We start from the raw sequence: 25,444 nt of genomic DNA on the forward strand, positions 1-25,444 counted from the left end.
CAAATCCGACAACCGGCGATCAGAGACCGGCTTCACCCACCCCGTACGCGCCATACCCCCAACGTAACACGGGCAAGCTTAACTGAACGGTATTGCTGCTAAGCGTCTTCGACGGCCTCGTCCTCACCGTCGTGATGATCGCGGCCGGACTGGCGGCGTTCCTTCTGACCCTCTACGGACGTCGCACCGCCTTCCATGCCCACCTCTAAGACCCCCGGCGGACCGCAGCACTAGTGCCCTCCCCCAGTTCCCGGAAAGGATTCGTTTCCATGAATACTCGCAACCGTGTCGTTGAGGGCGCAGAGACGGCTGGCTCATGAAAAACCCAGTCTCGCTAAAGAAGACCGTGCGCACGGTGGTCGCACTATCGACCGTCGCGATCGCCCTCGCTCTCGCCGGATGCGGCGGCAGCCACGCCGGACGCCCGGCAACCAGCTCACGCCCCCCGATCACCCCGTCAAGCGAGCCGCCCGTGACCTCCGCCCCAGCCCCTAAGTCCACCGGCACCCCCATCGTCATGGACATTGGCGGCCAGGAGATCGCCGGAGAACTCGACACCAGCGCCACGTCTCTGTCATTACTGGCCCAACTTCCGCTGACGCTATCGTTCCGTGACTTTGGCGGCCAGGAAAAAGTCGCGGAGCTCCCGGCTCCACTGGACCTGACTGGAGCGCCCGCGGGCAGTGACGCCTCGCCCACAACGATCGGGTACTACGCCCCCGATCAACGCCTCGTCCTCTACTACGACCACGTCGGATATTTCGCCGGCATCGTCCCGATCGGCACCTACGAAGACACTCGCGCCATCGAAACTCAGTCAATCAACTTCACGGTCACCCTTCGCGAAGCCGATTGATCGAACACCTCTCTTCCCTCCCCCGAGAACCCAACTGGAGATAGTAATGAAAGCCGCATACATGTTTGGTCCCGGCGACGTCCGCATCATCGACGCCCCCGACCCAGTACTCACAAACACCACCGACGCAATCGTCCGAATCGTCCGAGCTTGCGTCTGCGGGTCCGACCTGCACCCGTACCACAGCATGGAGCCCACCCCGGAGGGGGCGTCCATGGGGCACGAATTCATCGGCGTCGTCGAAGAGATCGGATCCGATGTCCGTACCCTCGTCCGTGGAGACCTGGTTATTGCCCCGTTCGCTTTTTCCGATGGAACGTGCGAATTCTGTCGAGAGGGCCTCTACACCTCCTGCGTACACGGCGGTTTCTGGGACATGCCCGGGATGGGCGGCGCACAAGCGGAAGCCATCCGGGTCCCGTTCGCTGACGGCACCCTCGTGAAAGTTCCCGGCGTCGCGGAGAACTCCCCGCTGCTCACCTCGCTGCTGACCCTGTCCGACGTCTACGGCACCGGGTGGCACGCAGCCGCCCGCGCCGGAGTCACCAGCGGAGACACCGTCGCCGTCATCGGCGACGGAGCGGTCGGCCTGATGGCCGTCCTGTCTGCCAAGCAGCTCGGCGCGGAACGCATCATCCTGATGGGGCGCCACAAGGCACGCACCGATCTCGGCCTCGAGTTCGGGGCAACCGACATCGTCGCCGAGCGCGGTGAAGAAGGAATCAACAAGGTCCGGGAACTCACCGGCGGATACGGGGCCCGGAAAGTGCTCGAAGCCGTCGGACACATGCCCGCCTACGAGCAGGCCTACCGCATCGTCCGCCCCGGCGGAGTCATCAGCCGCGTTGGCGTCCCCCAGTACGAGGACGCACCCATCGGGTTCAGTAGCCTCTTCGGCGGCAACGTCACCCTCACCGGCGGTCCTGCACCCGTGCGCGCCTACATCGAGCAGCTCATGCCCGCGATCCTCGACGGCACGGTCAACCCCGGCAAGGTCTTCGACCGAACCGTGAACCTCGACGCCGTCCCCGACGCCTACCGTGCCATGGACAACCGCGAAGCCCTCAAAGTCATGATCGCCCTCTGACCGGCCCGGTCGGCCACGACGACGACTCACCTGAAAGAAAGAAGAATATGACTGACCACCGCAAGCAGGTCGGGGGTGGCCGGAACCTGTTCGGTGACTTCGCTCCGAAGCTCGCCGAGCTTACCGACGACGTCCCCTTCGAAGACGTCTGGAACCGCCTCGAACTCTCTCCCCGGGACCGCAGCCTCATCACCGTGGCCGTGCTGACCGCCAACGGAAACACCGAGCAGCTGAGCTTTCACCTTGATCACGCCATCAAGAATGGCGTGACCCAAGAGGAGCTCATCGAAGCCATCACCCATGTCACGCTTTACGCCGGCTGGCCTCAGGGCATGGCCGCGATGGGCGTCGCGAAGCAACTGTTCACTTCCAACCCCTAAGGAAAGCAATGATTATCGAACCTGCAGTACCGACCGTCTTGAACCCAGCCGCCAAGTTCACCGGCGATGTCTGGCTCGACCCGATCGCACTGCCCCACGACGCCGACCAGCGCATGGTCGTCGTGACGGTCCGCTTCGCCCCGGGATCCCGCACAGCGTGGCATTCCCACGAACTGGGCCAGTACGTCCACGTCACCCAGGGCGTCGCCCGCTTCGGCGGGCGTGACGGATCGATCATCGAGGTCCACCCCGGCCAGACGCTCTACACCCCGCCAGGCGAAGAGCACTGGCATGCGGCCGCCCCCGGCGTCTTCATGGAACACATCGCCATGGTCCAGAATGGCGACGACGCCGCCAAGACCACCACCTGGCTGAAGCACGTGACCGACGACGAGTACAACGGCCACTGAAGAATCGCCACCGCGCGGCGGCGACAGGGTGCAATTCACAGCGACCAAGATATCGGTGTTTCCCGGGTCATGGAGGACGCCAAATCGGTTACCGCCACCGTCACCGCGCTGCTCACCGACGCCCTTCAGCAGCGTTGTAACTGGTGGCACCGGGCAGACCTGAAGACGATCTTGTGCTCGTGTCTACCCGATACGCGTTGGTCACCCTCGTCGAGTGACAAGTACGCGCCGCGAAGTAGCTGCCCGATCGTGCAGGCTCTTTCTGGGCGAGCCGGATGTTCGGCGCTCGAGGAGATAGGCTCGCAGGATTCTCAGCCGACGAGTTTCGCGATCGTCGCCGCGATCCGGCGCGCGCGCGTCTCCGACGTCTTCGCGTCCTGGATCGCGCGCACATGTTCCTTCCGGCGTGACGGCGCCAAGCCGTCGAAGGTTTCGCGGGCGCCGGAGAGCGCGAGGGCTTCTGCCAGATCGGTCGGCACCTAGACGGCACGATCACCGGGCTCATGTTCGATCGTCACCTGGTGCTGCTGGCCGCCGGCCACGCCAGCCGAGGCACGGTGCGCCGCCGAAAGCGGGATGAGGTAGCGGCCACCCATCACGGCGATCGTGGAACGGTAGCTATACCCGGCGATCTGCACCGTCACGGGCACCCGTTTTCCGGCGCCGAAGGCGAGAACGATCTCCTCCGGCACGTCGATGCCGACATTGTTGCCTGATTGGACAAGGGTTGTTGTGAAGGTCGGCACGCTTGCCTCTTTTCTGCTCGCGGGTCATGGTGAAGTCCATCGAATACCCGCGTCAGGCCGACTGTCAACGGTCGCGTTGACTCACAAGGCGCGCCCTTTGGTGAGGCGGATGGTGCTCACCTGGTCAGCCGACCACCGAGGGGGCGACTAAACATCTTTCCTCGCACTCGCGGGACCGACCTGCGGCCCCCATCTCACATTGGAAAAGGAGCAATGATGTCATTCCAGGCGTACCTCGACAACATCGAAGACAAGACCGGGCTGACGCCGCGCGAGTTCATCACGCTCGCCCAAGAGAAGGGATTCGACGCCCCGTCGACAAAGACCGGGGTGATCGTCGATTGGCTGAAGGCAGACTTCGATATCGGCCGCGGTCACGCCATAGCCTTGGTCCACGTCATTAAGAACGGCGACAAGATCGACCCCAGGCATGTGGGCACCGGCACCGCCCACAACGACGCTTCCGACACTCTCTGGCTCGACGGCAAGAAGACCCGTCCTGCGTGAAGTGAACCATCGGATCTGGAAATGCCCTCGCATTGGCATAGCGGATGACCAACCACAGCGCGCAGGAACACTGACGGTAGCCCGGGCGAGTGCAATAGCGAAAAGCCTCCGGTATCGCTCGACGAGCCGGAAGCACCCGCCGCACTTGTGTTGACTATGAGTGCTACGCCGGGTAGGCGCGCCGCCCGTTTGTCGTTCCCCTGCGGGCACATTCTCGAGTCGTCGAACCTCGTTCACCCACCGAGCACAGCGTCGAGGATTTCGGCCGTCACCGGGTCGACCTGGTCGGCCGTGACAACGTAGCTATTTCGCGTGGTCTGCTCGTTCGCGTGGCCGAGAAGTCGAGACGCCAGGGTAATTCCGGCCGCGCGCTCGATGAGAGTGGCGGCGGTACGGCGATAGATGTGCGTCGTGTACTCGTCGACGTCGACGCCCAGCTCGATCAGGTTCGCGCCCTCATCTCCGACGAATATGCGAAGCAAGCGCTCGTAGTTGCTGACGCTCAGCGAGCGGCCGGTTCTCGTCGGAAACAAGAACGCTTCCGGCTCGGGTTCGGCCAGTGCCAGCCGACGACGCACGGCCGCGGCTGCCAACGACGGAAGCGCGATGCTCCGACGTTGTCGAGAGCGTTTGGGAGAATCCTTCCGATGCGATCCTTGGGCTTTGTTGCTCACAATCGTGCCGTTGACGGTGAGGGTAGGCGGCTCAGCCGTGATGTCTACGTCGCAGCGACGCAGGCCGAGGCATTCACCGATACGCACCGAAGTGCCCAGCATGATGTCCATGCCGTCGATCAGGGCGCGGTAGTTGGGTCTGGGTCCGTCCTCCCGCGTCACTCTCCACTGCTGCATGAGTTCGCGGATGCCTTTGATCTGCTCCCGGGTGAGCGCGGACTCCTTCTTGGGTGACGTGGGCAGGCGCTGTACGTCGCGCACTGGGTTCCGCTCCAACGCGTCGTCGCGCACAGCGTAGCCACAAACGAGGCTCAGGACCGCGCGTGCACGACGTGCTTTGGAGATGGTCTCCTCCTCCAGGATTCGCTGTAGAACGCGGTCGCAGCGACCGACGGTCAGTCGGTCGAGCCGCACTCCCCCGCAACGCGGCACGATGATCACGCGCGCGGTGGTCTCGTACGACTCGTAGGTCGAATACGCGAGGCTGCCGGCCTTCGCGCGGGTGAGGATCTGCGATAGCCATAGCTCGACTGCTTCCGCGATCGTGCTCGATGGCGAAAGCGCTCCGGATCCGCCGGTCGCCGTCGCCGTGGCCTGTCGGATGACTTCGTCGCGTGCCGCGTCTTCGGTCTCTGCAGTGACCGTGAGGCGATTCAAGGCGCCGCTGTCGTCACGACTGGAGGCGCGGGCTCGATACCGGCCGCTCGGAAGGCGTTTCACATCGATCTTGCCGAGTTCACCTGCGGTGATCTGTGGCCTAACCATGCCGGTGTTCCGTGACCCAGGCGAGCACGTCGTGAACGTCGTAGCGCACGTGCCGACCGAGCTTGAGATAGGGCGGCCCAGAGTGCGTCAGGCGCCAGTCCTCCAACGTGCGCTCGGGCAGTCGGAGCAGGTCGGCGAGTTCCCGTTGGGTGAGGAAAGTCGGAGTGAGCTGCGTGGTCGCGTCCATACCGAAGAGGTGCACGACCGAACCCGTGATTGCTCCGCTGAGTCCGTGACAGGTCCGTAGCAGCCGGGACAAGACAAGCCCGCGGCGACCCCATGAGGGGTTTTTGGTGTCGTTTATGGTAATTAGCCCGGTTTTGGGCTGTAAGAAGAGGATGGGCGATGGGTGATTTCGCCGCGGAATCCTGCGCCTGCTCGTGCTGGGGTACCTGGACTCGAACCAAGAACAACTGAACCAGAATCAGTCGTGTTGCCAATTACACCATACCCCAATGCCTGTTCCGAAGAGCGGGCCGGTTTGTAACTCTAACCTACCGGCGGGAAGAGGACAAACCGACGCGCGCATCGGCGTCAGTCGGCGCGAACGGCCGCCAGTGCGTCGAGCCGGGCGAGGGACTCGGTCTTGCCGAGGATCTCCATCGACTCGAACAGGGGTGGCGAGACCTTGCGTCCGGACACGGCCACCCGCAGCGGACCGAAGGCGATCCGCGGCTTGAGTCCAAGCCCCTCGATCAGCGTCGCGGCGAGGGTGGTGTGCACAAGCTCGTGCGCCCACTCAGCCTCGGGGATGTCCCGCAGTGCCGCAGCCGACGCCGCGAGGATCTCCGCGGTGTTCGCTGGCAGCGAGGCGAGCGCGTCCGCCTCGTGCACGAGGGCGTCGCCGGAGATGAAGAGCGAGCCGAGCATGCCGGGGGCCTCGCCGAGGAGGGCGATGCGTTCCTGGATCAGCGGCGCGCCGGCCTCGAGGATGGCCTGTTCGGCATCCGTCAGCGGCTCGGTGACGATCCCGGCGGCGGCCAGGTACGGCACGAGCCGGGCGGCGAAGTCGGCGGCGTCGAGCAGCCGGATGTGGTCGCCGTTGATCGATTCGGCCTTCTTCAGGTCGAACCGGGCCGGGTTCGGGTTGACGTCGACCACGTCGAACGCGGCCACCATCTCCTCGACCGAGAAGACGTCGCGGTCGTGCGAGAGCGACCAGCCGAGCAGCGACAGGTAGTTGACGAGGCCCTCGGGGATGAACCCGCGCTCGCGGTGCAGGAACAGGTTCGACTCCGGGTCGCGCTTGGAGAGCTTCTTGTTCTTGTCGCCCATCACGTAGGGCAGGTGGCCGAAGCGCGGCACGAAGTCGGTCAGCCCGATCTCGATCAGCGCGTGGTAGAGCGCGATCTGCCGCGGGGTCGACGAGAGCAGGTCCTCGCCGCGCAGCACGTGGGTGACGCCCATCAGGGCGTCGTCGACCGGGTTCACGAACGGGTAGAGCGGATGCCCGTTGGGCCGCACGACGACGAAGTCGCTGAACGAGCCGGCCGGGAAGGTGATCTCGCCGCGGACGAGGTCGTCGAACGTGATGTCCTCGGTGGGAACCTTGAGGCGCAGCGCCGGGGACCGGCCCTCCGCTCGGTAGGCGGCCTTCTGCTCGTCGGTGAGGTCGCGCTCGAAGTTGTCGTAGCCGAGCTTCGCGTCGCGGCCGAGCGACACGTTGCGGGCCTCGATCTCCTCGCCGGTGGCGAAGCTCTCGTAGATGTGGCCGGACTCGGTGAGCCTGGCGATGACGTCCCGGTAGATGTCGTAGCGCTGGGACTGCCGGTACGGGCCGTGCGGTCCCCCGGCGTCCACGCCCTCATCCCAGTCGAGGCGCAACCAGCGCAGGGCTTCGAGCAGCTGGACGAAGCTTTCCTCGGTGTCGCGCGCCGGGTCGGTGTCCTCCACCCGGAAGATGAACGTTCCGCCGGTGTGCCGGGCGTAGGCCCAGTTGAACATCGCGGTGCGCACCAGGCCGACGTGCGGCGTTCCGGTGGGAGATGGGCAGAACCGCACGCGCACATCGGTGCCGGTCGCGGTCGAGAATGGGTGTGCTGGTGTCGTAGACATACGCTCTTCATCCTAGCGAAGGCGTTCCACCCCCGAGAGGGACCACACGCTCTCGTCCAGCCCGGTGATCGCCCGGGTCGTGGCGGCCACCGCCGGGATCAGGTCCGAACCGGAAGCGGCGACGAGGTGGATGGTGCGGAAATCGCCGCCCGAGGTCGGACGGGCCACCGCACCCGGCGGCAGGGCGGATGCCGCCACGGCCAGGGTGGGCGCGAGCGCCACCCCGAGACCGGCGGCGACCAGGCCGAACACGGCGACGAAGTTGTCGGTCTCGTGGGCGATGCGGGGCAGGTACCCGCGCGGTTCCGCGAGGGCGAGCAGGTGCGCCCGGCAGCGCGGGCAGCCGGCGATCCAGTTCTCCGCCGCGAGGTCGGCCAGGTCGACCACGCTGTGGGTCGCGAGCGGATGCGCGGCCGGGAGTAACACGAGCATCTCATCCCGCCAGAGCGGGAGCACGGCGAGGCCCCTGGCGCTGGACCGGTGCGGGTCGCCCGGGTCGCCCGGATAGCTGAAGGTGATGGCGAGGTCCGCCGCCTGGGCGCGCACGGACTGCACGGCCTCGGGCGGTTCGGCCTCGCGGTAGCTCAATTGCAGTCCCGGGTGCCTCGTCGCGAGTTCCCGCAGCAGGGTCGGCACGATCGTCGACGACGCCGAGGGGAACGAGGCGAGCCGCACCCGCCCCGATCGCAGCCCGGCGAGCTCGCCGAGTTCCCCGGCCGCCGCGTCGAGGGCGGTGGTGACGGTGACCGCGTAGCGGCTGAGGATGCGGCCGGCCTCGGTCAGGCGCACGCCGCGGCCGACCCGGCTGACGACCGGCATGCCGATCCGGGCCTCGAGGCGCTTGAGCTGCTGGCTCACCGCCGGCTGGCTGTAGCCGAGGGATCGCGCCGCCGCGGTGATCGAGCCCAGCTCGGCGATTCGCTGCACGACACGCAGCGCCTGGGAGTCGAGGTCGAGGGCGTCCGGCCGGGTGAGCGTCATGTCGTAATCATAATCGTGGCTTATGGATTCGATCAGATACCGGGGATTGTTGAATGGAATTGGTCCGGCGACGATGGTCTCATGCCCATTCCGTCTCCGTCCACGCCGCCCCTCCCCGTCGAGGGTGCCAGTCTCGCGCAGGCGAAGGCCGCGTACGCACCGACCGTGGGACGCTACCTTGCCGTGTGCACGCTCGGCCTGCCGACGATCGGCACCGTGACGGCCCTCCGCGAGGACGGCGAGCGCTGGGCGCGGGGCGAGGCCTGCCCGGCCGGCTACGCGGCCGACATCGCGGCGGCCCGGCAGAGCTACGCGTCACTCGTGGGCGTTCCGGCCGGGGCCGTGGCGATCGGATCACAGGCATCCGTGCTGGCGGCGATGGTCGCGGCCTCGGTGCCCGACGGCGCCGAAGTGCTCTGCGTCGACGGCGATTTCAGCTCGATGGTGTTCCCGTTCCTGCAGCAGGCCCACCGCGGGGTGCGGGTGCGGCACGCCGCGCTCGACGATCTCGCGGGACTGGTCACCGACGATACCTGGCTGGTGGCGTTCTCGCTGGTGCAGTCCGCGACCGGACGGCTCGCCGACGCTGACGGCATCGCCCGGGCGGCCCATGCCCACGGGGCGTTCACCCTCTGCGACACCACGCAGGCGGCCGGCTGGATGCCGGTGGCGGCCGGCGACTTCGACGCCACGATCTGCCACGCCTACAAGTGGCTCGGCGCGCCGCGGGGTGCGGCGTTCCTGACGGTGCTCCCCGCGTTCGCCGCCCGGCTCCGGCCGAGCCAGGCCGGCTGGTATGCCGGGGAGGACCCGTGGCAATCCTGCTACGGACCTGAGATGGCGCTGGCGGAGGACGGCCGCCGCTTCGACGTGTCCCCCGCCTGGCCGGCCTGGGTCGGCGCGCGGGAGGCACTGGCGTTCGTCGCCTCGCTCGATCTCGAGGAGGTGCGGCGCCACGACGCCGGGCTCGGCGACGCGCTCTGCCACGGTCTCGGCCTCAAGGCGAACGGGCAGGCGATCGTGACCTGGTCGGACGCCGACGGCAGCGACCTGGCCGGCCTCGCCGCCGCGGGGATCACGGCGTCGGGCCGGGCCGGCCGGGCCAGGGTGGCGTTCCATCTCTGGAACGACCTGGGCGACGTCGACGCCGTGCTCGCGGCACTGCGCCGGTGAGCCACGGGGTCTCGACAAGCTCGACCACCGAACCGGTGATCGAGCCCGTCGAGATCCCCCGGTCCGACCGCCGCCGGGGCTACTCCTTGTCGGCGACGGCGGCGATGATCGCCCGGGCGAGCTCGCCCGAGGAGGCCGGGTTCTGCCCGGTGTACAGGTTGCGGTCGATCTCCATGTGCGGGGCGAACGAGTCGCCGGCGATGAAGTCGGCGCCCAGTTCGACCAGGCGGCTCTGCACGAGCCACGGCGCCTTCGGGGCCAGACCGCCGAGCACCTCTTCGGCATCGGTGAAGCCGGTCATCCGGTACCCGGTGAACGGCCAGCTGTCGTCGGCACGATTCGCGGCGAGCAGGGCGGCCGGGGCGTGGCAGAGCACGCCGAGGATCCGGCCGGTGTCGAGGGCATCGGTCAGGATGCGGCCGGAGACCGCGTCGACGGCGAGGTCTTCCATCGGGCCGTGTCCGCCCGGGTAGAACACCACGTCGTAGTCGGCCACGTCGATGGCATCGAGGCTCTGCGGCTCGTCGAGCTCGCCGGAGATGGAGCCGATGTAGTCGATGATCTGCGCGGCACGGTCCTCTCCCCCGGCGGATTCGGGGCGCAGGCTGACGGCGTCGATCGTCGGGGCCACGCCACCTGGGGTGGCGATGCTGATCTTCCAGCCGGCCTCGGTGAAGAGGCGGTGCGGTTCGGCGAGCTCCTCGGCCCAGTACCCGGTGGGGTGCAGGCTGCCGTCGTTCAAGGTCCAGTGGTCAGCCGCGCTGACGACGAAGAGTACGTGGGTCATGGGTTCTCCCTTTTCGGTGGATTCGTGCGTGAAGGCGTAGGTGGAATGGCGCGGGGATTCGTGCGTGGCGATCAGACGGCCGGGACGAGCTCGCCCGTGCGGACCACCATCTTGCCGGTGTTCTCGCCGCGCATGAGGCCGAGGAAGGCGTCGACCGCGTGGTCGATCCCGTCGACCACGGTCTCGTCGAAGACGACCTCTCCCGAGGCGAGCCAGCCGGCCATATCTGTGGAGAACGCGGCGAAGTGCTGCACGTAGTTGCCCACGATGAAGCCCTTGAGAGTCAGCCCGCGGCCGATCATGTTCGCCATGTTGCGAGGTCCGCCGGCCGCCTCGGTGTTGTTGTACACGGAGATCGCGCCGCAGAGAGCGGCGCGTCCGCCGTCGTTGAAGCTGGCCAGTGCAGCCTCGAGGTGCTCGCCTCCGACGTTGTCGAAGTAGACGTCGATTCCGTCCGGAGCCGCGGCGGCGAGCTGCCCGGCGATGTCGCCGTCCTTGTAGTTGAACGCGGCGTCGAAGCCGTACTTCTCGGTCAGGAGGGCGACCTTCTCGGCCGACCCGGCGGAGCCGATCACACGCCTGGCACCCTTGAGCCGCGCGATCTGTCCCACCATGCTGCCAACGGCCCCGGCCGCGCCGGAGACGAAAACGGTGTCGCCTTCCTTCAGGCCGGCGACCTCGAGCAGGCCGACGTAGGCGGTGAGGGCCGTCATGCCCAGAACGCCGAGATAGGCTGAGAGCGGAACACCGGGGAGTTCGGGGACGACGCGGAACCCGGCGGCGTCCTCCTGCACCAGGTCGCGCCAACCGAACTGGTGCACCACCACATCACCGACGGCGACCGTGTCGGAGGCCGACGCGACGACGCGCCCGACGGCTCCGCCGGTCATGGTCTCACCCAGAGAATAGGGGGCAGAGTAGGACTTGGCGTCGTTCATCCGGCCGCGCATGTAGGGGTCGACCGAGACGAACTCGTTGGCCACGCGAACCTGGCCGGGGCTCAGCTCGGGCAGGTCGATGCGAATGGCGCCGAAGTCGGTATCCGTCGGCCAGCCGACGGGGCGCGATACGAGCTGGATCTGGGTGCTGGTGGTGGATGAGGCCATGTTGGGCTCCTCTGCTAGTTTTGGAACGATCGTTTTACTATATAGTGGACCTATCGGTACACAAAATTGATCAATCGGCACGCGAATTCAAGGAGTGGTCATGGGGCGCCTGCAGACCTTCGACAACAGTGTCGTCGTACAAGCTGCACGGGACCTGTTTTGGGACAAGGGCTACGAGGCTGCGTCGCTCGCCGACCTGGAGGCAGCCACCGGCCTCGGCCGCTCCAGCCTGTACCACGCCTTCGGGAGCAAACGCGGTCTCTTCGACGCCGCGGTCACCGACTACCTGGACACGGTCATCCGGCCCCGACTGGCCGTGCTGCGCGCGGGGACCCCGGATGCCTCGGCGCTGTTGGAGTACTTCGACGGCCTCAGCCGGGCCACGGCGGCCCTGGCCGGCGACTCCCCCCGCACCGGCTGCCTGCTGGTGAATTGCGCGGCCGGACTGGCCGCCCATGACGACCCGGCCCGCGCTGTCGTCGAGGGCTACCGGGTCGAACTGGCCGACGCGCTGCGGCACGCCCTGGCGTCGGCGTCGGCGTCGGCGCCGAATAAGGCGGATGCCGACCCGGCCAGACTCGACGAGCGAGTGCGCACCCTCGCCTCGCTGTCGATGAGCGCGATGCTCGTGGCCAGGGTCAACCGAGACGAGGCCGTCGCCCTGCTGGACACGGCGTCGAGCCAGGTCAGGGCCTGGTTCCCGGGCTCCCCCGCCTGAAGCGGGCCCGGCTCAGGCCCGGCGCACCGGATTGGAGAGCACGCCGATCCCGGCGATCTCGACCTGCACGGTGTCACCGTTGACGACGGCCCCGGATGCCCCCGGCGCGCCGGTCAGGATGACGTCGCCCGGCAGGAGGGTGAAGACGCCGGAGACGAACGAGACCATCTCCGCGATGGTGTGCCGGAGCAGGGCCGCGTCGCCGGTCTGGAACGGCTCGTCATTGATCCGCCCGTGCAGGGACAGGCCGGTCCAGTCGTACTCGGTGTCGATGACCGGGCCCAGCGGGCAGAAGGAGTCGAAACTCTTCGCCCGGGTCAGGTCCTCGTCGCGTTCGTAGAGGTCGCGCGCTGTCACGTCGTTGGCGATCGTGTACCCGAAGATGGCGTCCTCGGCGTCCTCCACCGAAACGTTCTTCGTGATCGTGCCGATGACCACGGCGAGTTCCCCCTCGACCCGCACGTCGCCGGACTGGGCCGGGAGCACGATCGGGTCGCCTGGGCCCACGACGGCGGTGTTCGGCTTGAGGAAGATCCGGGGCTCCCTCTGCTCGCCGGCGGCCTGCTCCTCGCGGTTCTCGTAGAAGGAGTGGGCCATCCCGACCACCTTGGAGCGCGGGATCACCGGGGCGAGCAGTTTGACCTCGCGCAAGGCGATCCGCTCCCCGGTCGGGTCGTAGCCGGCGAACATCGGGTCGCCCTTCAGCACGACCAGTTCGTCGTCGTCGATGATCCCGAAGGCGATGATGTCGCCGTGGCTGAACCGGGCGACCTTCACGCCTGTCCCGCCGGGGTGTCGAGGCGGGCGAGCCAGCCGTGGCGGTCGGGCAGGCGCCCGTACTGGATGTCGGTCAGCTCCTGGCGCAGCGCCATCGTGATCTCGCCGGCGGGGGCATCCGGGTTGCCGATCGAGAGGTCGGGCCCCTTGAGTTCGGCGATCGGGGTGACGACGGCGGCGGTGCCGCAGGCGAACACCTCGGTGATGGCGCCCGATTCGACGCCGTCGCGCCAGTCGCCGAGGGTGACGTCGCGTTCCTCGACGGTCATCCCGCGGTCCCTGGCCAGCTGCATGATGCTGTCCCTGGTGACGCCCTCGAGGATCGACCCGGTCAGGCGCGGGGTGACGAGCTTGTGGGTGCCGTAGACGAAGAAGACGTTCATGCCGCCAAGTTCGTCGATGCGGCTGCTGGTCTCCCCGTCGAGGAACAAGACCTGGGCGCACCCGTTGTCATAGGCCTGCATCTGGGGCAACAGCGAAGCGGCGTAGTTGCCGCCGCACTTGGCGGCGCCGGTGCCGCCTCGTCCGGCCCGGGAATACTCGGTGGAGAGCCAGATCTTGATCGGCGCGACGCCGTTCGTGAAGTACGCCCCCGCGGGGCTGGCGATGACGTAGTAGCCGACCTTGTGCGCGGCCCGCACCCCGAGGAAGCTCTCGTTGGCGATCATGAACGGGCGCAGGTAGAGGCTCGTCTCGGCCGCGGAGGGCACCCAGTCACCGTCGACGGCGATGATCTGCTTGATCGATTCGATGAAATCGGGCACGGGGAGTTCCGGCAGGGCGAGCCGGCGGGCCGAACGCTGCAGGCGCTCCGCGTTCTTCTCCGGACGGAAGGTCCAGATTGACCCGTCGGCGTGGCGGTAGGCCTTCAGGCCCTCGAAGATCTCCTGGCCGTAGTGCAGCACTGAGGAGGCAGGGTCGAGCTGGAGCGGGCCGTACGGGATGACGCGGGCGTCGTGCCAGCCGTCCTCGAGCGTCCAGTCGATGGCGACCATGTGGTCGGTGAACTGCTTGCCGAAGCCGGGGTCGCTGAGGATGGCGTCGCGCTCGGCCTTCGTGCGCGGCGTGGTCGCCCGGGTGACGCTGAAGGCCAGCGGGGCCGTGGCGGTCGTCTCGGTCGGTGCGGTCTGGCTCGGTGCGGTCTGGCTCGGTGCTGCCTGGCTCATTGGAGTCCCTTGTCTGTCAGTCGGGTCACGATGGCGTTGCCCACGTCGGTGGTGCTGCGCGGTGCCGTGGCGGCACCGTCCCCCCTGCGAGCAGCGATGTCCGCGGTGACCGCGGCGGTCACCCTGGCCGCGGCATCCGTCAGGCCCAGGTGGCTGAGGAGGAGCGCGACCGACAGGATGGCTGCCGTCGGGTCGGCCAGCTGCTTGCCCGCGATGTCGGGTGCCGATCCGTGCACCGGCTCGAACATGCTGGGGAACCGGCCATCAGGGTTGATGTTCCCGGAGGCCGCGAGGCCGATGCCGCCGCTGATTGCGGCCGCCAGATCGGTCAGGATGTCGCCGAAGAGGTTGTCCGTGACGATGACATCAAACCTACTCGGATTCGTGACGAGGAAGATCGTCGCCGCGTCGACGTGCAGGTAATCGACGCTCACCTCGGGGAATTCGGCCGCCACGGCGGTGACGATGCGCTGCCAGAGGCTGCCGGCGAAGACGAGCACATTGGTCTTGTGCACGAGGGTGAGGTGCCGGCCCGGCCTGGCCTGGGCGACCGCGAACGCGTACCGGACGACGCGTTCGACGCCGAAGGCGGTGTTGACGGAGACCTCGTTGGCCACCTCGTGGGTCGTGCCCTGGCGGATCGCGCCGCCGTTGCCGACGTAAGGCCCCTCGGTTCCCTCCCGCACGACGACGAAGTCGACGTTGCCGGGAGCGGCCAGCGGACTGGGCACCCCGGGGAAGAGCACGCTGGGCCGCAGGTTGACGTAGTGGTCGAGGGAGAACCGCAGTTTGAGCAGCAGGCCGCGTTCGATGTTCGCGTTGGCCAGTCTCGGGTCACCTGGAACTCCGCCGACGGCGCCGAGCAGGATCGCGTCGTGGGCGGCGATGGAGGAGAGGTCCTCGTCGGTGAGCACGTCACCGGTTTCGAGGAACCGCGCGGCCCCGAGCGAGAACCAGGTCAGGTCGAAGGTGACGTCGTCAGCGGCCGTCGCCGTCTCGAGCACCTTGACGGCCTCGGCGACGACCTCGGGACCGATCCCGTCGCCTGGAATGACGGCGAGCTTGATTTGAGTGGACATTCGGCTCCGTATGTCTGGGATTTACCTGTAGATAAACCCTACTGCGAGCGATCGATTGTCTAAGCTGGACAATTCCTGACAACACAATCCCTGACAGCACAGCCTGGCAGCCAGAGAAAGCAGACATTCATGAGCCTTGGACTGGGTATCTTCCTCGTCGTCGTCGTCGGCGCCATCCTCGTCTTCGCGCTGAACATCAGCGTCGACTGGATCGACCTCGACTTCGTCGGCTACATCTTCATGGGCGCCGGAGCCGTGATCATCATCCTCGGGATCGTGCTCCTGACCCGCAAGCGCACCAGCGTGAGCACCACCCGGAGCGCCGTCGTCGACGGCGAGCAGGTCACGCAGGAGAAGCGCTCGATCGACGACAACTGATCGTCCGGCACGGCTCACGCCGCGCGCCGCACGCCGCACGCCGCGAAGCGCCCCGCTACCGCGCTTTGCGCAGCGTGAGCAGTGCCACGACGGCCGCGGCCAGCACCAGGCCCACCCCGATCCAGGCGGTGGGCCCGATGCCGGTACCGAAGGCATCCCGCGCTGAGGCGAGCAGCAGCTCGGCCTGGCCGGCCGGGAGAGCGCCGGCCACGGCGACGGCCCCACCGAGCGTCTCCGCCGCGGCCGAGCGCTGAGCGGCGCTCAGCGCCTCGGGCAGCACGACCGAGCCCCGGTAGGCGGCGGTCAGGATGGTGCCGAGGATCGTCGTGCCGAGCACCGCTCCCAGCTCGTAGGCCGTCTCACCGACCGCGGATGCCGCGCCCATCTTGTCGGCCGGCGCGGTCGCCACGACGAGTTCGTTCGACACGGTCTCGGCAGCGCCGATTCCGATGCCGAGCAGCGCGAACACGAGCGCGACCCCGACTGCGTCCAGCGTCGCCCCGCCGAGGGCGATGGCCAGGTAGCCCCCGGCCGAGATCAGCAGTCCCGTCGGCACCACGATCGACGGGCGCACGCGCCGGGAGATCGGCACGATCACCAGGCCGGCGACGATCATGGCCGTCAGGCCTGGCACGAGCACGAGGCCGGCCGCCAGCGGGGACAGGCCCAGCACGAGCTGCAGGTACTGGGACAGGAAGAACAGCCCGCCGACGAGGGCGACCACGCTGAGCAGGTTGACGCCGATCGCTCCGCTGAAGGCGCCCGTGCGGAACAGCGCGAGGTCGATCATCGGCTGGGCCAGGCGAGGCTGGCGGCGCACGAACAGGATGCCGGCGACCAGCCCGAGCAGGATCGGCCCGATCGTGGCGAGCGAGGGTCCGTGTTCGGCCAGCACCTTGATGCCGTAGACGACGGGGAACATGGTGGCCAGGGAGAGCAGGATGCTCGGCAGGTCGATCCGGCCGGGGTTCGGGTCACGCGACTCCGGGACAAGGAGCGGGCCGAGCACGAGCAACGGAAGGAGCAGCGGCACGGCGAGCAGGAAGACGGATCCCCAGGCGAAGTGCTCCAGCAGCACGCCGCCCACGACCGGGCCGAGCGCGCTGCCGGCGGCGAACCCGCTCGCCCAGATGGCGATCGCCAACCGGCGCTGGTCGCGCTCGGTGAAAACGGAGCGGAGCAGTGACAGGGTCGGCGGCATCAGCATGGCGCCGAACACGCCGAGCACGGCGCGGTCGATGATGAGCCATTCGACGCTCGGGGCGAAAGCCGCCACCACGGAGACCGTGCCGAATCCGGCCGAGCCGATCAGGAGCAGACGGCGTCGCCCGATCCGGTCGCCCAGGCTACCCATGGCCACGAGCAGGCCGGCGAGCATGAGCGGGTAGATGTCGATCACCCAGAGCAGCTGGGTGCCGGTGGGCCGGAGTGCCTCGGAGATGGCCGGCAGGGCGAGGTTGAGCACGGTGTTGTCGATCGAGACCAGGAGCACCGGCAGCATGAGCACGACCAGTGCCCACCACCGGCGGCGGGGGCTGAGTTCAGGGGCTGCAAGGGCGATCTGGCGGAGGTCGGACGACACGGGAGGCTGCTTTCGGATTCGGCGGACGAAACTATACCGTCCAGACGGTACAGTAGCATCATGAGCTCCGTCCCCGCATCCCCCGCCGGCCGCGCCCCGGCATCCGTGTCCACCCGCGACCGCATCCTCGACGCCTATGCGCAGTTGCTGATCGACCAGGGCGAGCGGGCTGCCACCGTCGAGACGGTGGCCGCGGCCGCCGGACTGTCCAAGGGCGGCCTGCTCTACCATTTCGGCTCGAAGGACGCCCTCGTGGAGGGGCTGCTCGCCCGCCTCACGGCGCTCGTCGCCGACGACGTCGAGCAGATCCGGGCGGCCCCGGCCGGCGCGATCGACTACCTGATCCGCACCTCGATGTGGGAGGGAACGCGGCTGGACCACAATATCGCCGCGGCCGTACGCCTGGCGCAGGGGGCGCATCCGCTGGCCAACCAGGCCCTGGCCTCAACCCGGCGCCAGTGGCTGGCAGCGATCGAGGAGGCGGTGGGCGACCCCGACGTGGCCGAGGCGGTCATGCTCATCAGTGACGGTCTGTACTACGAATCAACCCTCGCGGGCCCGGGCCAGCTCGCCGCCGACCTGACGTCGGCGGCGAGGCTGGACCGGTTGCTCGCCGTGATCGGGCGAATGACCGAACGGCCTGTTACTCGGTGAGGGCGATCTCGACCATCACGTCGGCGTCGATAGCGTCGCGCACCTTGGTGAGCAGGCTCGCGGGCACCGGTGAGTCGACGGTCAGCACGCTGAGCGCCTTCCCGCCGGCGACGTGGCGGGCGATCTGCATACCGGCGATGTTGATCTGGGCGTCACCGAACTCGCGGCCGTAGACGGCGACGATTCCGGGGCGGTCCGTGTAGACCATCACGATGAGGTGCTCCGCGAACGGAACCTCGACCTCGTAGCCGTTCACCTCGACGATCTTCTCGATCTGTTTGGTGCCGGTCAGGGTGCCGGACACCGAGACCTGCGAGCCGTCGGCCAGGGCGCCGCGCAGCGTGATGACGTTGCGGTACTCAGGCGATTCCTTGTCGGTGATCAGGCGCACGGCAACGCCGCGCTGCTCGGCCAGGAGCGGCGCATTCACGTAGGACACCGTCTCGCTGACCACGTTGGTGAAGATCCCCTTGAGCGCGGCGAGCTTGAGCACGCTCACGTCGTAGTCGGCCAGTTCGCCGCGGACATCCACGTCGACGCTGGTGAGGGGACTGTGCGCGGCGAGGCCGGAGAAGACCTGGCCCAGCTTCTCGACCAGCGGGATGCCGGGGCGCACGTAGGGGTCGATGATGCCGCCGGCCACGTTGACCGCGTCGGGGACGAGTTCACCGGAGAGCGCGAGGCGCACCGACTTGGCGACGGACACGCCGGCCTTCTCCTGCGCTTCGTCGGTCGACGCGCCGAGGTGCGGCGTCGTGATGATGTTCGGCAGGCCGAGCAGGGGCGAACCGGTCGGGGGTTCGCTGACGAACACGTCGAGTCCGGCTCCGGCGATCGTGCCGGCGACGAGGGCGTCGTGCAGGTCTGCCTCGTCGATCAGTCCGCCGCGGGCGACGTTGACGACGAAGGCGGTCGGCTTCATCAGCGCGAACTGGGCCGCGCCGAGCATCCCGGTGGTCTCAGGCGTCTTGGGCATGTGGATCGTGACGAAGTCCGACTGGGCGAGCAGTTCGTCGAGGCTGACCGGCGTCACGCCGAGCTGCTGGGCACGGGCCGAGGTGATGTACGGGTCGAAGGCGATGATGTTCGTGCCGAAGGCCTGCATTCGCGCGGCGACGAGGGCGCCGATCCGGCCGAGGCCGATGATTCCGATCGTCTTTTCGTAGAGCTCGACGCCCGTGTACTTGGACCGCTTCCACTGGCCCTCGGCGAGTGCGCCGTGGGCCGGGGGGATGTGGCGGGCGAGGCTGATAATGTGGCCGACCGTGAGTTCGGCCGCGGAGATAATGTTCGAGGTCGGGGCATTGACTACCATGACGCCGGCCGCGGTCGCCGCCTTGATGTCGACGTTGTCCAGGCCGACGCCGGCCCGCGCGATGACCTTGAGCAGCGGTGCGGCGGCGATGGCCTCCGCATCCACCTTCGTCGCGGAGCGCACGAGGATGGCGTGGGCGGAGGCTAATTCCTTGAGCAGTGCCGGGCGGTCGGTGCCGTCGACGTTGCGCACATCGAAGTCCGGTCCAAGGGCGTCAACGGTTGCGGGCGAGAGTTCTTCGGCAATAAGTACGACTGGTTTTGACACGAAAAAAGTTCCTCCGATTGCAGCAGAAAGGGTGGGCTTGCGCCGCGACCGTGGGGCGCCAGTTAGGAAATCACTCTATCGGCTGCAGAATGGGGCGATGAGCAGCGTTACGTTGACCGATGTCCAGTTCGTCCTCCGCCTCCTTCTCGCGGTGGTCTTCATGGGCGCGGGGGTCACCCATTTCCTGCCCTCCGTGCAGCGCACGATGGCGGCGATGATCCCGCCACGACTGCGATCCACGGGCATCCTGAACCCTCGCGCGCTCGTGGTCCTCACCGGGCTGTGCGAACTCGCCGGCGGAGCGGGCCTGCTATATCGACCCCTGATTGTGACGAGCGGGGTCTGCCTGATCGTGTTCCTCGTCGCCGTGTTCCCGGCGAACGCCTTCGCGGCCCGGCATCCGGAGCGGTTCGGCCGGATCGCCATCCCGCTCGTGCCGCGGCTGCTCGGCCAGGCGCTGCTGGTGGCCCTGATCGCGCTTGCGATCGTGCCGGTGGCCGCGGCGCAGGTTTGAGCCGCCGGCGCAGGCTGGAACGTGCGCCCGCTTCTCGAACCTGCGCCGGGACCGTCACCGGCACCGGTCAGACGATGAGGCTGCCGAGGCCGAACATGAAGATGTCCGCGGAGAGCGCGGCGACCAGGCACAGGCCCACGAGCAGCAGGAGCACCTGAACGCCGACCGAGCGGGCGCGGCCGAGCCGGATCGCGAGCGCGAAGACCGCGACGGGCAGGAGCACGCCGGCGATCAGGAACCCCCAGCCGAATCCGCTCAGGGTCGTGTCGAGGCTCTGGGCTGCGAGGTTGAGTCCGACCAGGTTGCCGACGCCTTCCCACGCGTCGTAGGCGTAGAACAGCCCGAAGACGCTGGCGATGGTGAGGAAGAGCCAGCGCGGGGTGCCGCCCGGTGCGATGACGACCTTGCCGGCACCCGATGTTGCGTCGCTCGCGCTCATGAGATTCCCCCGGCGTTGATGATGAAGGGCAGTGGCGCGAGCAGGACGACGCCCAGCAGCAGCAGGCCGAGCCTGGCCCGAGGCCGGGTGCGGGTGAGCCAGAACGTCGCACCGAACCAGGCTGCGGGCGCTGCGACGGCGAGCCAGAGTCCGAGCGAGAACATGAACTGCCCGACGGCGTCCGACAGCGGATTGTCGATCCGGGAGATGCCGATGAACCAGCCGATCGTGTAGAGCAGGTAGACCCCGCCGAACACGCCGAGCGCAATCAGGGCGAAGGAACTGGCTGGCGCGGCGGCGGCGGCGGCCGCTTCGGCGGCTTCCTGCGCTTCGACGGCGGATGCCGGTCCGGCGACGGTCCAGCCCTCGGGCGGCGGGGCCGCGGGCGGTGCATCGGGCCCGCTCCCCGCGCTGTCGCCGTCCGCTTCGCCGGGGGATGCCCTTCCGGTGCCGGTCTGCAGGGTGGGGTCGTCGTCGCCGGCCCAGCCCAGGGCGTCGTCCCGGTCGGAGTATCCAGAAGTCATCTCTCCAGCGTACCGATCCGCCGACATGATCCCCGACGGCACAACTGTTGCCGAATCGGACAACAGTTGCCGGCGTGCCGGCACCAGATGTCCGAACGGGCAACAGTTGCGCCGCTGACTCTCCGGGAACTCGCTCTGAGCCGCACACGGTCCGCGCGCACCCGGCATAGCGGCCGAGAATTTCATCCGGGATGACTTGCCGCGCGTGGGCGAGATCGACCCGCCCGAGGCCCTGGCCGCCTCGGGCGCCCACATCCGATTCGCCGCGGGCACCTGGTCGCCGCCGGTCTTCCGCGAGATCGAGGCGGAACTGACTCTCCTGCGCCCCCGGCCGGGCACCGACGATCCACGACGGCCCGACAGCGTTCCGAATGCCGGCAGGTGGTCTTTTTCACAACGGAAGCGACCGCCGGCGGCATCCGCCGAAGCTGCACGCCGCTCACCGGGCAGACGCACCTCGGTATCGGGCGGCGCGGCCCGTCGGAGTCGGTCCACGATCTCCTCACCGGCCCCGAGATCCGGCGACGCCCAGGCGAAGCCGAGCAGCATCAGCGGGTCGTCCCCCAGCTCCCAGTCGTGCGGCGGCACCATGAAGCTGATGATCGAGGTCAGCTCGTCCGGCAGGTCGCGGGTCCAGACCGCGAAGGCGCGGAGCGCCTCCGGCCAGCGGTCCCGGCCGTAGACGAGGTTGCCGGAGAGCACCTCGGTGGGCAGCGGATGCGCCCGGAAGACGAATGTGGACACCACCCCGAAATTGCCGCCGCCTCCACGCAGCCCCCAGAACAGTTCGGGGTTCTCGGTGTCGCTCGCCGTCACCGTCGCACCCGCCGCGGTGACGACCTCTGCCGCAACCAGGTTGTCGACGGTGAGCCCGTGGGCGCGGGTCAACCAGCCGACCCCGCCACCCAGCGTGAGGCCGGCCACCCCGGTTCCGGAGACGACGCCGACCGGCACCGCGTGCCCGTAGGGTTCGGTGGCCCGGTCGACGTCGGCGAGGGTGGCCCCGGGCTGGGCGCGCACCGTGTTGGTGCGGGCATTCACCTCGACTGCGGTCGGACTTCCCAAGTCGAGCACGAGGCCGCCGTCGACAGTTCCGTTGCCTGCCACGTTGTGACCGCCGCCGCGCACCGCCAGCGGCAGACCGCGATCGCGGGCGAACTGCACCACGGGGCCGATGTCGGCGACCTCGGCCGCCCGCACCACCGCAATGGGGTGCCGATCAATCATGCCGTTCCAGACGCGTCTGGCCTCGTCGTAGCGGGAGTCGCCGACCGCGATCACGGGGCCGGCGATCTGTCGCCGCAGGTCGTTCACCGCGCCGATGGAGTGAGGCGTGTTGCTCTGCGGTCGTCCGGTCCTTCTGCCCATGAGTCTCACCTGCGATTGCCGTGGTCGATGTCTGGCCGGCCGCTCGGGACCTGGTGAAAGCGGCCGGGTTCTTCCGCTGGAAGCCTAAGACCCTGCACCGGCCATGGCAAGCACAGTGACGCGTCAGCGGGGCCGACCGAGTGGATCGGCCCCGCCGGTGATAAGCGCTCAGGTCAACGTGCGGCTTCGCCGTCGACGTAGTCGTCGTCGTCGGACGAGGCGTTCCACGCGAACAGCTTGCGCAGTTCACGGCCGGTGGCCTCGATCGGGGGCTCTTCGCCCTCTAGGTTTGCCGGGCGGCGCCCGTCCCCCGGCTGATCACGACCTTGAGCGCCCTGGTCTCCGGCGCGCGGGCGAACGTGTCATAGGCGTCGAGGAACTGGTCGAACCCGAACCGGTGGGTGGCCAGCGCCCCGGCGGGGATCTTGCCCTGGGCGACCAGCTTCAGCAGCATCGGGGTGCTGTTCGTGTTGACCAGGCCCATGCTGATGGTGATGTTCCGGATCCACAGCTCCTCGAGGTGCAGTTCGACGGGCTTGCCGTGCACGCCGACATTGGCGACACTGCCGCCGGGGCGCACGACGTCGACCGCCATTGTGAACGTCTCGGGAATGCCGACCGCCTCGATTGCGACGTCGACGCCTGCGCCGTCGGTCAGGGCGAGAACCTGCTCCCTCCAGTCCGGGCTGCCGGATACCACGGAGTGGGTGGCGCCGAACCGGGTGGCCTGCTCCAGCCGGTTGCGGTCGGTGTCGATGGCGATGATCGTGCCGGCGCCGTAGAGACCGGCCGTGGCCATGGCCGCCAGTCCGACCGGCCCAGACCCGATCACGGCTACCACGTCTCCGGGCTTGACCCTGCCGTTGACCACCCCGATCTCGAAGCCCGTCGGCAGGATGTCCGAGAGCATGACGGCCTCCTCGTCGCTGACGCCCGGAGGGATCCGGTGGAGGGAGTTTTCCGCGTACGGCACGCGCACGAACTCGGCCTGGGTGCCGTCGATCAGGTGGCCGAACACCCAGCCGGTGCCGGAGGCACCCTCGTCGCCGAGGCAGTGCGAGTAGAGCCCGAGCTTGCAGTTGGCGCAGTGGCCGCACGATTTGATGCAGGAGATGATGACCCGGTCGCCTGCCGAGAGGCTTTCGACCGACGAGCCCCCCTCGACGATGGTGCCGACACCCTCGTGGCCGAGGATCCGGCCGGGCTGCACCGCCGGCACGTCACCCTTGAGGATATGCAGGTCGGTGCCGCAGATCGTGGTCGTGTCCACCCGCACGACGGCGTCGGTCGGATGCGTGATCCGCGGATCGGGGACGTCCTGCCAGGACTTCTCCCCCGGTCCGTGATAGACGAGCGCCTTCATGCTGACTCCCACCGTCCAGGAGGCCCGGGCGGTCGTCCGCGCCACAGCGCAAAGTACACCCTTCATGGCGTTCCGGAGTCACCCGGCAACAAAGAAGCGGCGGACCCATCGTGTCGATGAGCCCGCCGCTTCCCGGGATTGCTAGCGCGCGGCTTCGCCGTCGACGTAGTCGTCGTCGGACGAGGCGTTCCACGCGAACAGCTTGCGCAGTTCACGGCCGGTGGCCTCGATCGGGTGCTCTTCGCCCTTCTTGCGGAGCGCGAGGAACTCGGGGGCGCCGGCGTCCTGGTCCTTGATGAACCGGTCGGCGAACGCGCCGCTCTGGATGTCGGCGAGAACGGCCTTCATGTTCTCCTTGACGTGCGGGTCGATCACGCGCGGGCCGGAGACGTAGTCGCCGTACTCGGCGGTGTCGGAGACGCTCCAGCGCTGCTTGGCGATGCCGCCCTCCCACATCAGGTCGACGATGAGCTTGAGCTCGTGCAACACCTCGAAGTAGGCGACCTGCGGCTGGTAGCCGGCCTCGGTGAGCACCTCGAAGCCGTACTGGATCAGCTGCGACGCGCCGCCGCAGAGCACGGCCTGCTCGCCGAACAGGTCGGTTTCGGTCTCTTCGGTGAAGGTGGTCTTGATGCCGGCGGCGCGGAGCCCGCCGATCGCCTTCGCGTAGCTGAGGGTGAGCGGCCAGGCCGCGCCCGAGGCATCCTTCTCGACGGCGACGATGACGGGAACGCCACGGCCGGCCTCGTACTCGCGGCGCACGGTGTGGCCCGGGCCCTTCGGGGCGACCATGACGACGTCGACGCCCGCCGGGGGCGTGATGTAACCGAAGCGGATGTTGAAGCCGTGACCGAAGACGAGTGCCTTGCCCTCGGCGAGGTTGGGTTCGATGTCGTCGGTGAACAGGTGGCGCTGCACCTGGTCGGGCGCGAGGACGACGATCACGTCGGCCCACTTGGAGGCCTCCGCGGCACTGAGCACCGTGAAGCCGGCTTCTTCGGCCTTGGCCTTCGACTTCGAGCCTTCCTTGAGGCCGATGACGACCTCGACACCCGAGTCGCGGAGGTTCTGGGCGTGGGCGTGACCCTGGGAGCCGTAACCGATGACGGCCACCTTCTTGCCCTGGATGATCGAGAGGTCAGCGTCTTTGTCGTAGTAAATCTCAGACACGAGTAAATGTGCTCCTTGTTGTTGTAGTCGGTGGTCGTGTCTCGACGAGCTCGACAACCGGGATCCCGGTGGTCGAGCCTGTCAAGACCGTGGTTAGTTTTTGTAGACGCGCTCGGTGATCGATTTCGACCCGCGGCCGATGGCGACCAGGCCCGATTGTGCGATCTCCTTGATCCCGTAGGGTTCGAGCACCCGCAGCAGCGCCTGGGTCTTCCCGGAGTCGCCGGTGACCTCGATCACCACCGCGTCGATTCCGACGTCGACGACGCGGGCCCGGAACAGGGTGACGGCCTCGAGCACCTGGGACCTGGTCGTGTTGTCGGCGCGCACCTTGACCAGCAGGTGTTCGCGCTGCACGGACTGTGACGGGTCGAGTTCGACGATCTTGATCACGTTGATCAGCTTGTTCAGCTGCTTCGTGACCTGTTCGAGAGGGAAGTCCTCGACGTCGACGAGGATCGTAATCCGGGACAGACCCTCGATCTCGGTACTGCCGACGGCGAGGCTCTCGATGTTGAAGCCGCGGCGGGCGAACAGGCCGGCGACGCGCGTCAGCAGGCCCGGCTTGTCCTCGACGAGGAGGCTGAGAACGTGGGAGGTCAT

At 68.0% G+C, this 25,444-nt stretch carries 28 protein-coding genes, 1 tRNA gene and 1 pseudogene; 10 read left to right on the forward strand and 20 right to left on the reverse strand.

Annotated features, from left to right (window positions below; all coding sequences use genetic code 11):
• The first annotated feature begins 316 nt into the window (after positions 1-316).
• From IWX89_RS15635 to IWX89_RS15650, 4 genes are read left to right on the forward strand one after another with little or no spacing between them, the layout of a single operon-like run.
• Positions 317-856, forward strand: coding sequence for a cyclophilin-like fold protein (locus tag IWX89_RS15635; RefSeq protein WP_196904470.1), 540 nt, complete (start codon positions 317-319; stop codon positions 854-856).
• A 46-nt stretch (positions 857-902) separates the two neighbouring features.
• On the forward strand, positions 903-1,943 hold the full coding sequence (locus IWX89_RS15640) for a zinc-binding dehydrogenase (RefSeq protein WP_196904471.1): 1,041 nt from the start codon (positions 903-905) through the stop codon (positions 1,941-1,943).
• A gap of 47 nt (positions 1,944-1,990) precedes the next feature.
• The gene (locus IWX89_RS15645) at positions 1,991-2,323 is read left to right on the forward strand and encodes a carboxymuconolactone decarboxylase family protein (RefSeq protein ID WP_196904472.1); all 333 of its coding nucleotides are present in this window, start codon (positions 1,991-1,993) and stop codon (positions 2,321-2,323) included.
• An 8-nt stretch (positions 2,324-2,331) separates the two neighbouring features.
• Positions 2,332-2,733 carry a cupin domain-containing protein gene (locus IWX89_RS15650; RefSeq protein WP_196904473.1) on the forward strand — a complete coding sequence of 134 codons (402 nt, stop codon included), beginning with the start codon at positions 2,332-2,334 and terminating at the stop codon, positions 2,731-2,733.
• 311 nt (positions 2,734-3,044) lie between these two features.
• Here IWX89_RS15650 and IWX89_RS18610 read toward each other — a convergent pair whose 3' ends face one another.
• Positions 3,045-3,212, reverse strand: coding sequence for a YdeI/OmpD-associated family protein (locus IWX89_RS18610; RefSeq protein WP_307836591.1), 168 nt, complete (start codon positions 3,210-3,212; stop codon positions 3,045-3,047).
• The gene (locus IWX89_RS18615) at positions 3,213-3,479 is read right to left on the reverse strand and encodes a DUF1905 domain-containing protein (protein WP_307836592.1); all 267 of its coding nucleotides are present in this window, start codon (positions 3,477-3,479) and stop codon (positions 3,213-3,215) included.
• Between the two features lie 216 nt (positions 3,480-3,695).
• Here IWX89_RS18615 and IWX89_RS15660 point away from each other — a divergent pair, with 216 nt between their 5' ends.
• Positions 3,696-3,986, forward strand: coding sequence for a DUF4287 domain-containing protein (locus tag IWX89_RS15660; protein WP_196904520.1), 291 nt, complete (start codon positions 3,696-3,698; stop codon positions 3,984-3,986).
• A gap of 233 nt (positions 3,987-4,219) precedes the next feature.
• Here IWX89_RS15660 and IWX89_RS15665 read toward each other — a convergent pair whose 3' ends face one another.
• The 5 genes from IWX89_RS15665 to IWX89_RS15685 form a co-directional block, all read right to left on the reverse strand.
• Positions 4,220-5,425 (reverse strand): site-specific integrase, encoded by a 1,206-nt coding sequence (locus IWX89_RS15665; RefSeq protein ID WP_196904474.1) that lies wholly within the window; start codon positions 5,423-5,425, stop codon positions 4,220-4,222.
• A complete protein-coding gene (locus IWX89_RS15670; protein WP_196904475.1) occupies positions 5,418-5,612 on the reverse strand; it encodes an AlpA family transcriptional regulator in 195 nt (64 codons plus the stop codon). The genes IWX89_RS15665 and IWX89_RS15670 overlap by 8 nt, the downstream gene beginning before the upstream one ends.
• A 196-nt stretch (positions 5,613-5,808) precedes the next feature.
• A tRNA-Gln gene (locus IWX89_RS15675) sits at positions 5,809-5,880 on the reverse strand.
• A 79-nt stretch (positions 5,881-5,959) separates the two neighbouring features.
• Complete coding sequence (gltX, locus tag IWX89_RS15680) at positions 5,960-7,480, reverse strand: glutamate--tRNA ligase (protein WP_196904476.1); 1,521 nt, start codon at positions 7,478-7,480, stop codon at positions 5,960-5,962.
• Positions 7,481-7,492: 12 nt separating this feature from the next.
• Positions 7,493-8,461, reverse strand: coding sequence for a LysR family transcriptional regulator (locus tag IWX89_RS15685; RefSeq protein WP_196904477.1), 969 nt, complete (start codon positions 8,459-8,461; stop codon positions 7,493-7,495).
• 81 nt (positions 8,462-8,542) lie between these two features.
• Here IWX89_RS15685 and IWX89_RS15690 point away from each other — a divergent pair, with 81 nt between their 5' ends.
• Entirely contained in the window at positions 8,543-9,634 is a 1,092-nt protein-coding gene (locus IWX89_RS15690) for an aminotransferase class V-fold PLP-dependent enzyme (RefSeq protein ID WP_196904478.1), read from the forward strand.
• A gap of 79 nt (positions 9,635-9,713) precedes the next feature.
• On the opposite strand, the gene IWX89_RS15695 is transcribed toward IWX89_RS15690, so the two are convergent.
• Entirely contained in the window at positions 9,714-10,421 is a 708-nt protein-coding gene (locus IWX89_RS15695) for a type 1 glutamine amidotransferase domain-containing protein (RefSeq protein ID WP_196904479.1), read from the reverse strand.
• A 71-nt stretch (positions 10,422-10,492) separates the two neighbouring features.
• The gene (locus tag IWX89_RS15700) at positions 10,493-11,527 is read right to left on the reverse strand and encodes an NADP-dependent oxidoreductase (RefSeq protein WP_196904480.1); all 1,035 of its coding nucleotides are present in this window, start codon (positions 11,525-11,527) and stop codon (positions 10,493-10,495) included.
• A 100-nt stretch (positions 11,528-11,627) separates the two neighbouring features.
• On the opposite strand from IWX89_RS15700, the gene IWX89_RS15705 reads away from it, so the two are divergent.
• Complete coding sequence (locus tag IWX89_RS15705) at positions 11,628-12,245, forward strand: TetR/AcrR family transcriptional regulator (protein WP_196904481.1); 618 nt, start codon at positions 11,628-11,630, stop codon at positions 12,243-12,245.
• Between the two features lie 12 nt (positions 12,246-12,257).
• Here IWX89_RS15705 and IWX89_RS15710 read toward each other — a convergent pair whose 3' ends face one another.
• From IWX89_RS15710 to IWX89_RS15720, 3 genes are read right to left on the reverse strand one after another with little or no spacing between them, the layout of a single operon-like run.
• On the reverse strand, positions 12,258-13,022 hold the full coding sequence (locus tag IWX89_RS15710; RefSeq protein WP_196904482.1) for a fumarylacetoacetate hydrolase family protein: 765 nt from the start codon (positions 13,020-13,022) through the stop codon (positions 12,258-12,260).
• Positions 13,019-14,188, reverse strand: coding sequence for a branched-chain amino acid aminotransferase (locus tag IWX89_RS15715; RefSeq protein ID WP_196904483.1), 1,170 nt, complete (start codon positions 14,186-14,188; stop codon positions 13,019-13,021). The genes IWX89_RS15710 and IWX89_RS15715 overlap by 4 nt, the downstream gene beginning before the upstream one ends.
• Positions 14,185-15,267 carry a 3-isopropylmalate dehydrogenase gene (locus tag IWX89_RS15720; protein WP_196904484.1) on the reverse strand — a complete coding sequence of 361 codons (1,083 nt, stop codon included), beginning with the start codon at positions 15,265-15,267 and terminating at the stop codon, positions 14,185-14,187. Before IWX89_RS15720 ends, IWX89_RS15715 begins: the two co-directional genes overlap by 4 nt.
• A gap of 129 nt (positions 15,268-15,396) precedes the next feature.
• Between IWX89_RS15720 and IWX89_RS15725 the strand changes: the two genes are divergently transcribed.
• Positions 15,397-15,645, forward strand: a complete 249-nt coding sequence (locus tag IWX89_RS15725) for a DUF6458 family protein (RefSeq protein WP_196904485.1) — start codon at positions 15,397-15,399, stop codon at positions 15,643-15,645.
• Between the two features lie 55 nt (positions 15,646-15,700).
• Here IWX89_RS15725 and IWX89_RS15730 read toward each other — a convergent pair whose 3' ends face one another.
• Positions 15,701-17,227 carry an MFS transporter gene (locus tag IWX89_RS15730; protein ID WP_307836593.1) on the reverse strand — a complete coding sequence of 509 codons (1,527 nt, stop codon included), beginning with the start codon at positions 17,225-17,227 and terminating at the stop codon, positions 15,701-15,703.
• A gap of 60 nt (positions 17,228-17,287) precedes the next feature.
• Between IWX89_RS15730 and IWX89_RS15735 the strand changes: the two genes are divergently transcribed.
• Complete coding sequence (locus IWX89_RS15735; protein ID WP_196904486.1) at positions 17,288-17,881, forward strand: TetR/AcrR family transcriptional regulator; 594 nt, start codon at positions 17,288-17,290, stop codon at positions 17,879-17,881.
• Here IWX89_RS15735 and serA read toward each other — a convergent pair.
• On the reverse strand, positions 17,871-19,463 hold the full coding sequence (gene serA / locus IWX89_RS15740) for a phosphoglycerate dehydrogenase (RefSeq protein ID WP_196904487.1): 1,593 nt from the start codon (positions 19,461-19,463) through the stop codon (positions 17,871-17,873). The two genes, IWX89_RS15735 and serA, sit on opposite strands and share 11 nt — an antisense overlap.
• Before the next feature lie 97 nt (positions 19,464-19,560).
• Here serA and IWX89_RS15745 point away from each other — a divergent pair, with 97 nt between their 5' ends.
• Entirely contained in the window at positions 19,561-19,977 is a 417-nt protein-coding gene (locus tag IWX89_RS15745; protein WP_196904488.1) for a DoxX family membrane protein, read from the forward strand.
• A 67-nt stretch (positions 19,978-20,044) separates the two neighbouring features.
• Here the strand turns inward: IWX89_RS15745 and IWX89_RS15750 are convergent, their stop codons facing one another.
• The 6 genes and pseudogenes from IWX89_RS15750 to ilvN all read right to left on the reverse strand — a co-directional run bounded on the left by IWX89_RS15750 (position 20,045) and on the right by ilvN (position 25,444).
• A complete protein-coding gene (locus IWX89_RS15750; protein WP_196904489.1) occupies positions 20,045-20,416 on the reverse strand; it encodes a hypothetical protein in 372 nt (123 codons plus the stop codon).
• Positions 20,413-22,308, reverse strand: a complete 1,896-nt coding sequence (locus tag IWX89_RS15755) for an FAD-binding oxidoreductase (RefSeq protein ID WP_196904490.1) — start codon at positions 22,306-22,308, stop codon at positions 20,413-20,415. Before IWX89_RS15755 ends, IWX89_RS15750 begins: the two co-directional genes overlap by 4 nt.
• Before the next feature lie 173 nt (positions 22,309-22,481).
• A pseudogene (locus tag IWX89_RS18620) lies at positions 22,482-22,592 on the reverse strand (ketol-acid reductoisomerase); the annotation flags it as partial.
• On the reverse strand, positions 22,592-23,671 hold the full coding sequence (locus tag IWX89_RS15760) for a zinc-dependent alcohol dehydrogenase family protein (RefSeq protein ID WP_196904522.1): 1,080 nt from the start codon (positions 23,669-23,671) through the stop codon (positions 22,592-22,594). The pseudogene IWX89_RS18620 and the gene IWX89_RS15760, both read right to left, overlap by 1 nt.
• 141 nt (positions 23,672-23,812) lie before the next feature.
• The gene (gene ilvC, locus IWX89_RS15765; protein WP_196904491.1) at positions 23,813-24,841 is read right to left on the reverse strand and encodes a ketol-acid reductoisomerase; all 1,029 of its coding nucleotides are present in this window, start codon (positions 24,839-24,841) and stop codon (positions 23,813-23,815) included.
• A gap of 93 nt (positions 24,842-24,934) precedes the next feature.
• Positions 24,935-25,444: an acetolactate synthase small subunit gene (gene ilvN / locus IWX89_RS15770; RefSeq protein WP_196904492.1), complete on the reverse strand. Its 510-nt coding sequence runs from the start codon at positions 25,442-25,444 to the stop codon at positions 24,935-24,937.

This window comes from Cryobacterium sp. MP_M3, from assembly GCF_015752155.1.
Taxonomy (GTDB): domain Bacteria; phylum Actinomycetota; class Actinomycetes; order Actinomycetales; family Microbacteriaceae; genus Cryobacterium.

Bases quoted from the DNA above. Each gene is read 5' to 3' on its own strand.
- gltX (WP_196904476.1), bottom strand. From the start codon at position 7,480: ATGTCTACGACACCAGCACACCCATTCTCGACCGCGACCGGCACCGAT.
- IWX89_RS15695 (WP_196904479.1), bottom strand. From the start codon at position 10,421: ATGACCCACGTACTCTTCGTCGTCAGCGCGGCTGACCACTGGACCTTG.
- IWX89_RS15750 (WP_196904489.1), bottom strand. From the start codon at position 20,416: ATGAGCGCGAGCGACGCAACATCGGGTGCCGGCAAGGTCGTCATCGCA.
- IWX89_RS15715 (WP_196904483.1), bottom strand. From the start codon at position 14,188: ATGAGCCAGGCAGCACCGAGCCAGACCGCACCGAGCCAGACCGCACCG.
- IWX89_RS15760 (WP_196904522.1), bottom strand. From the start codon at position 23,671: ATGAAGGCGCTCGTCTATCACGGACCGGGGGAGAAGTCCTGGCAGGAC.
- IWX89_RS15660 (WP_196904520.1), top strand. From the start codon at position 3,696: ATGTCATTCCAGGCGTACCTCGACAACATCGAAGACAAGACCGGGCTG.
- IWX89_RS15725 (WP_196904485.1), top strand. From the start codon at position 15,397: ATGAGCCTTGGACTGGGTATCTTCCTCGTCGTCGTCGTCGGCGCCATC.
- IWX89_RS15735 (WP_196904486.1), top strand. From the start codon at position 17,288: ATGAGCTCCGTCCCCGCATCCCCCGCCGGCCGCGCCCCGGCATCCGTG.
- IWX89_RS15720 (WP_196904484.1), bottom strand. From the start codon at position 15,267: ATGTCCACTCAAATCAAGCTCGCCGTCATTCCAGGCGACGGGATCGGT.
- IWX89_RS15635 (WP_196904470.1), top strand. From the start codon at position 317: ATGAAAAACCCAGTCTCGCTAAAGAAGACCGTGCGCACGGTGGTCGCA.
- IWX89_RS15700 (WP_196904480.1), bottom strand. From the start codon at position 11,527: ATGGCCTCATCCACCACCAGCACCCAGATCCAGCTCGTATCGCGCCCC.
- IWX89_RS15705 (WP_196904481.1), top strand. From the start codon at position 11,628: ATGGGGCGCCTGCAGACCTTCGACAACAGTGTCGTCGTACAAGCTGCA.
- IWX89_RS15645 (WP_196904472.1), top strand. From the start codon at position 1,991: ATGACTGACCACCGCAAGCAGGTCGGGGGTGGCCGGAACCTGTTCGGT.
- IWX89_RS15745 (WP_196904488.1), top strand. From the start codon at position 19,561: ATGAGCAGCGTTACGTTGACCGATGTCCAGTTCGTCCTCCGCCTCCTT.
- IWX89_RS15670 (WP_196904475.1), bottom strand. From the start codon at position 5,612: ATGGACGCGACCACGCAGCTCACTCCGACTTTCCTCACCCAACGGGAA.
- IWX89_RS15690 (WP_196904478.1), top strand. From the start codon at position 8,543: ATGCCCATTCCGTCTCCGTCCACGCCGCCCCTCCCCGTCGAGGGTGCC.
- IWX89_RS15665 (WP_196904474.1), bottom strand. From the start codon at position 5,425: ATGGTTAGGCCACAGATCACCGCAGGTGAACTCGGCAAGATCGATGTG.
- IWX89_RS15640 (WP_196904471.1), top strand. From the start codon at position 903: ATGAAAGCCGCATACATGTTTGGTCCCGGCGACGTCCGCATCATCGAC.
- IWX89_RS15650 (WP_196904473.1), top strand. From the start codon at position 2,332: ATGATTATCGAACCTGCAGTACCGACCGTCTTGAACCCAGCCGCCAAG.
- IWX89_RS15755 (WP_196904490.1), bottom strand. From the start codon at position 22,308: ATGGGCAGAAGGACCGGACGACCGCAGAGCAACACGCCTCACTCCATC.
- ilvN (WP_196904492.1), bottom strand. From the start codon at position 25,444: ATGACCTCCCACGTTCTCAGCCTCCTCGTCGAGGACAAGCCGGGCCTG.
- IWX89_RS15685 (WP_196904477.1), bottom strand. From the start codon at position 8,461: ATGACGCTCACCCGGCCGGACGCCCTCGACCTCGACTCCCAGGCGCTG.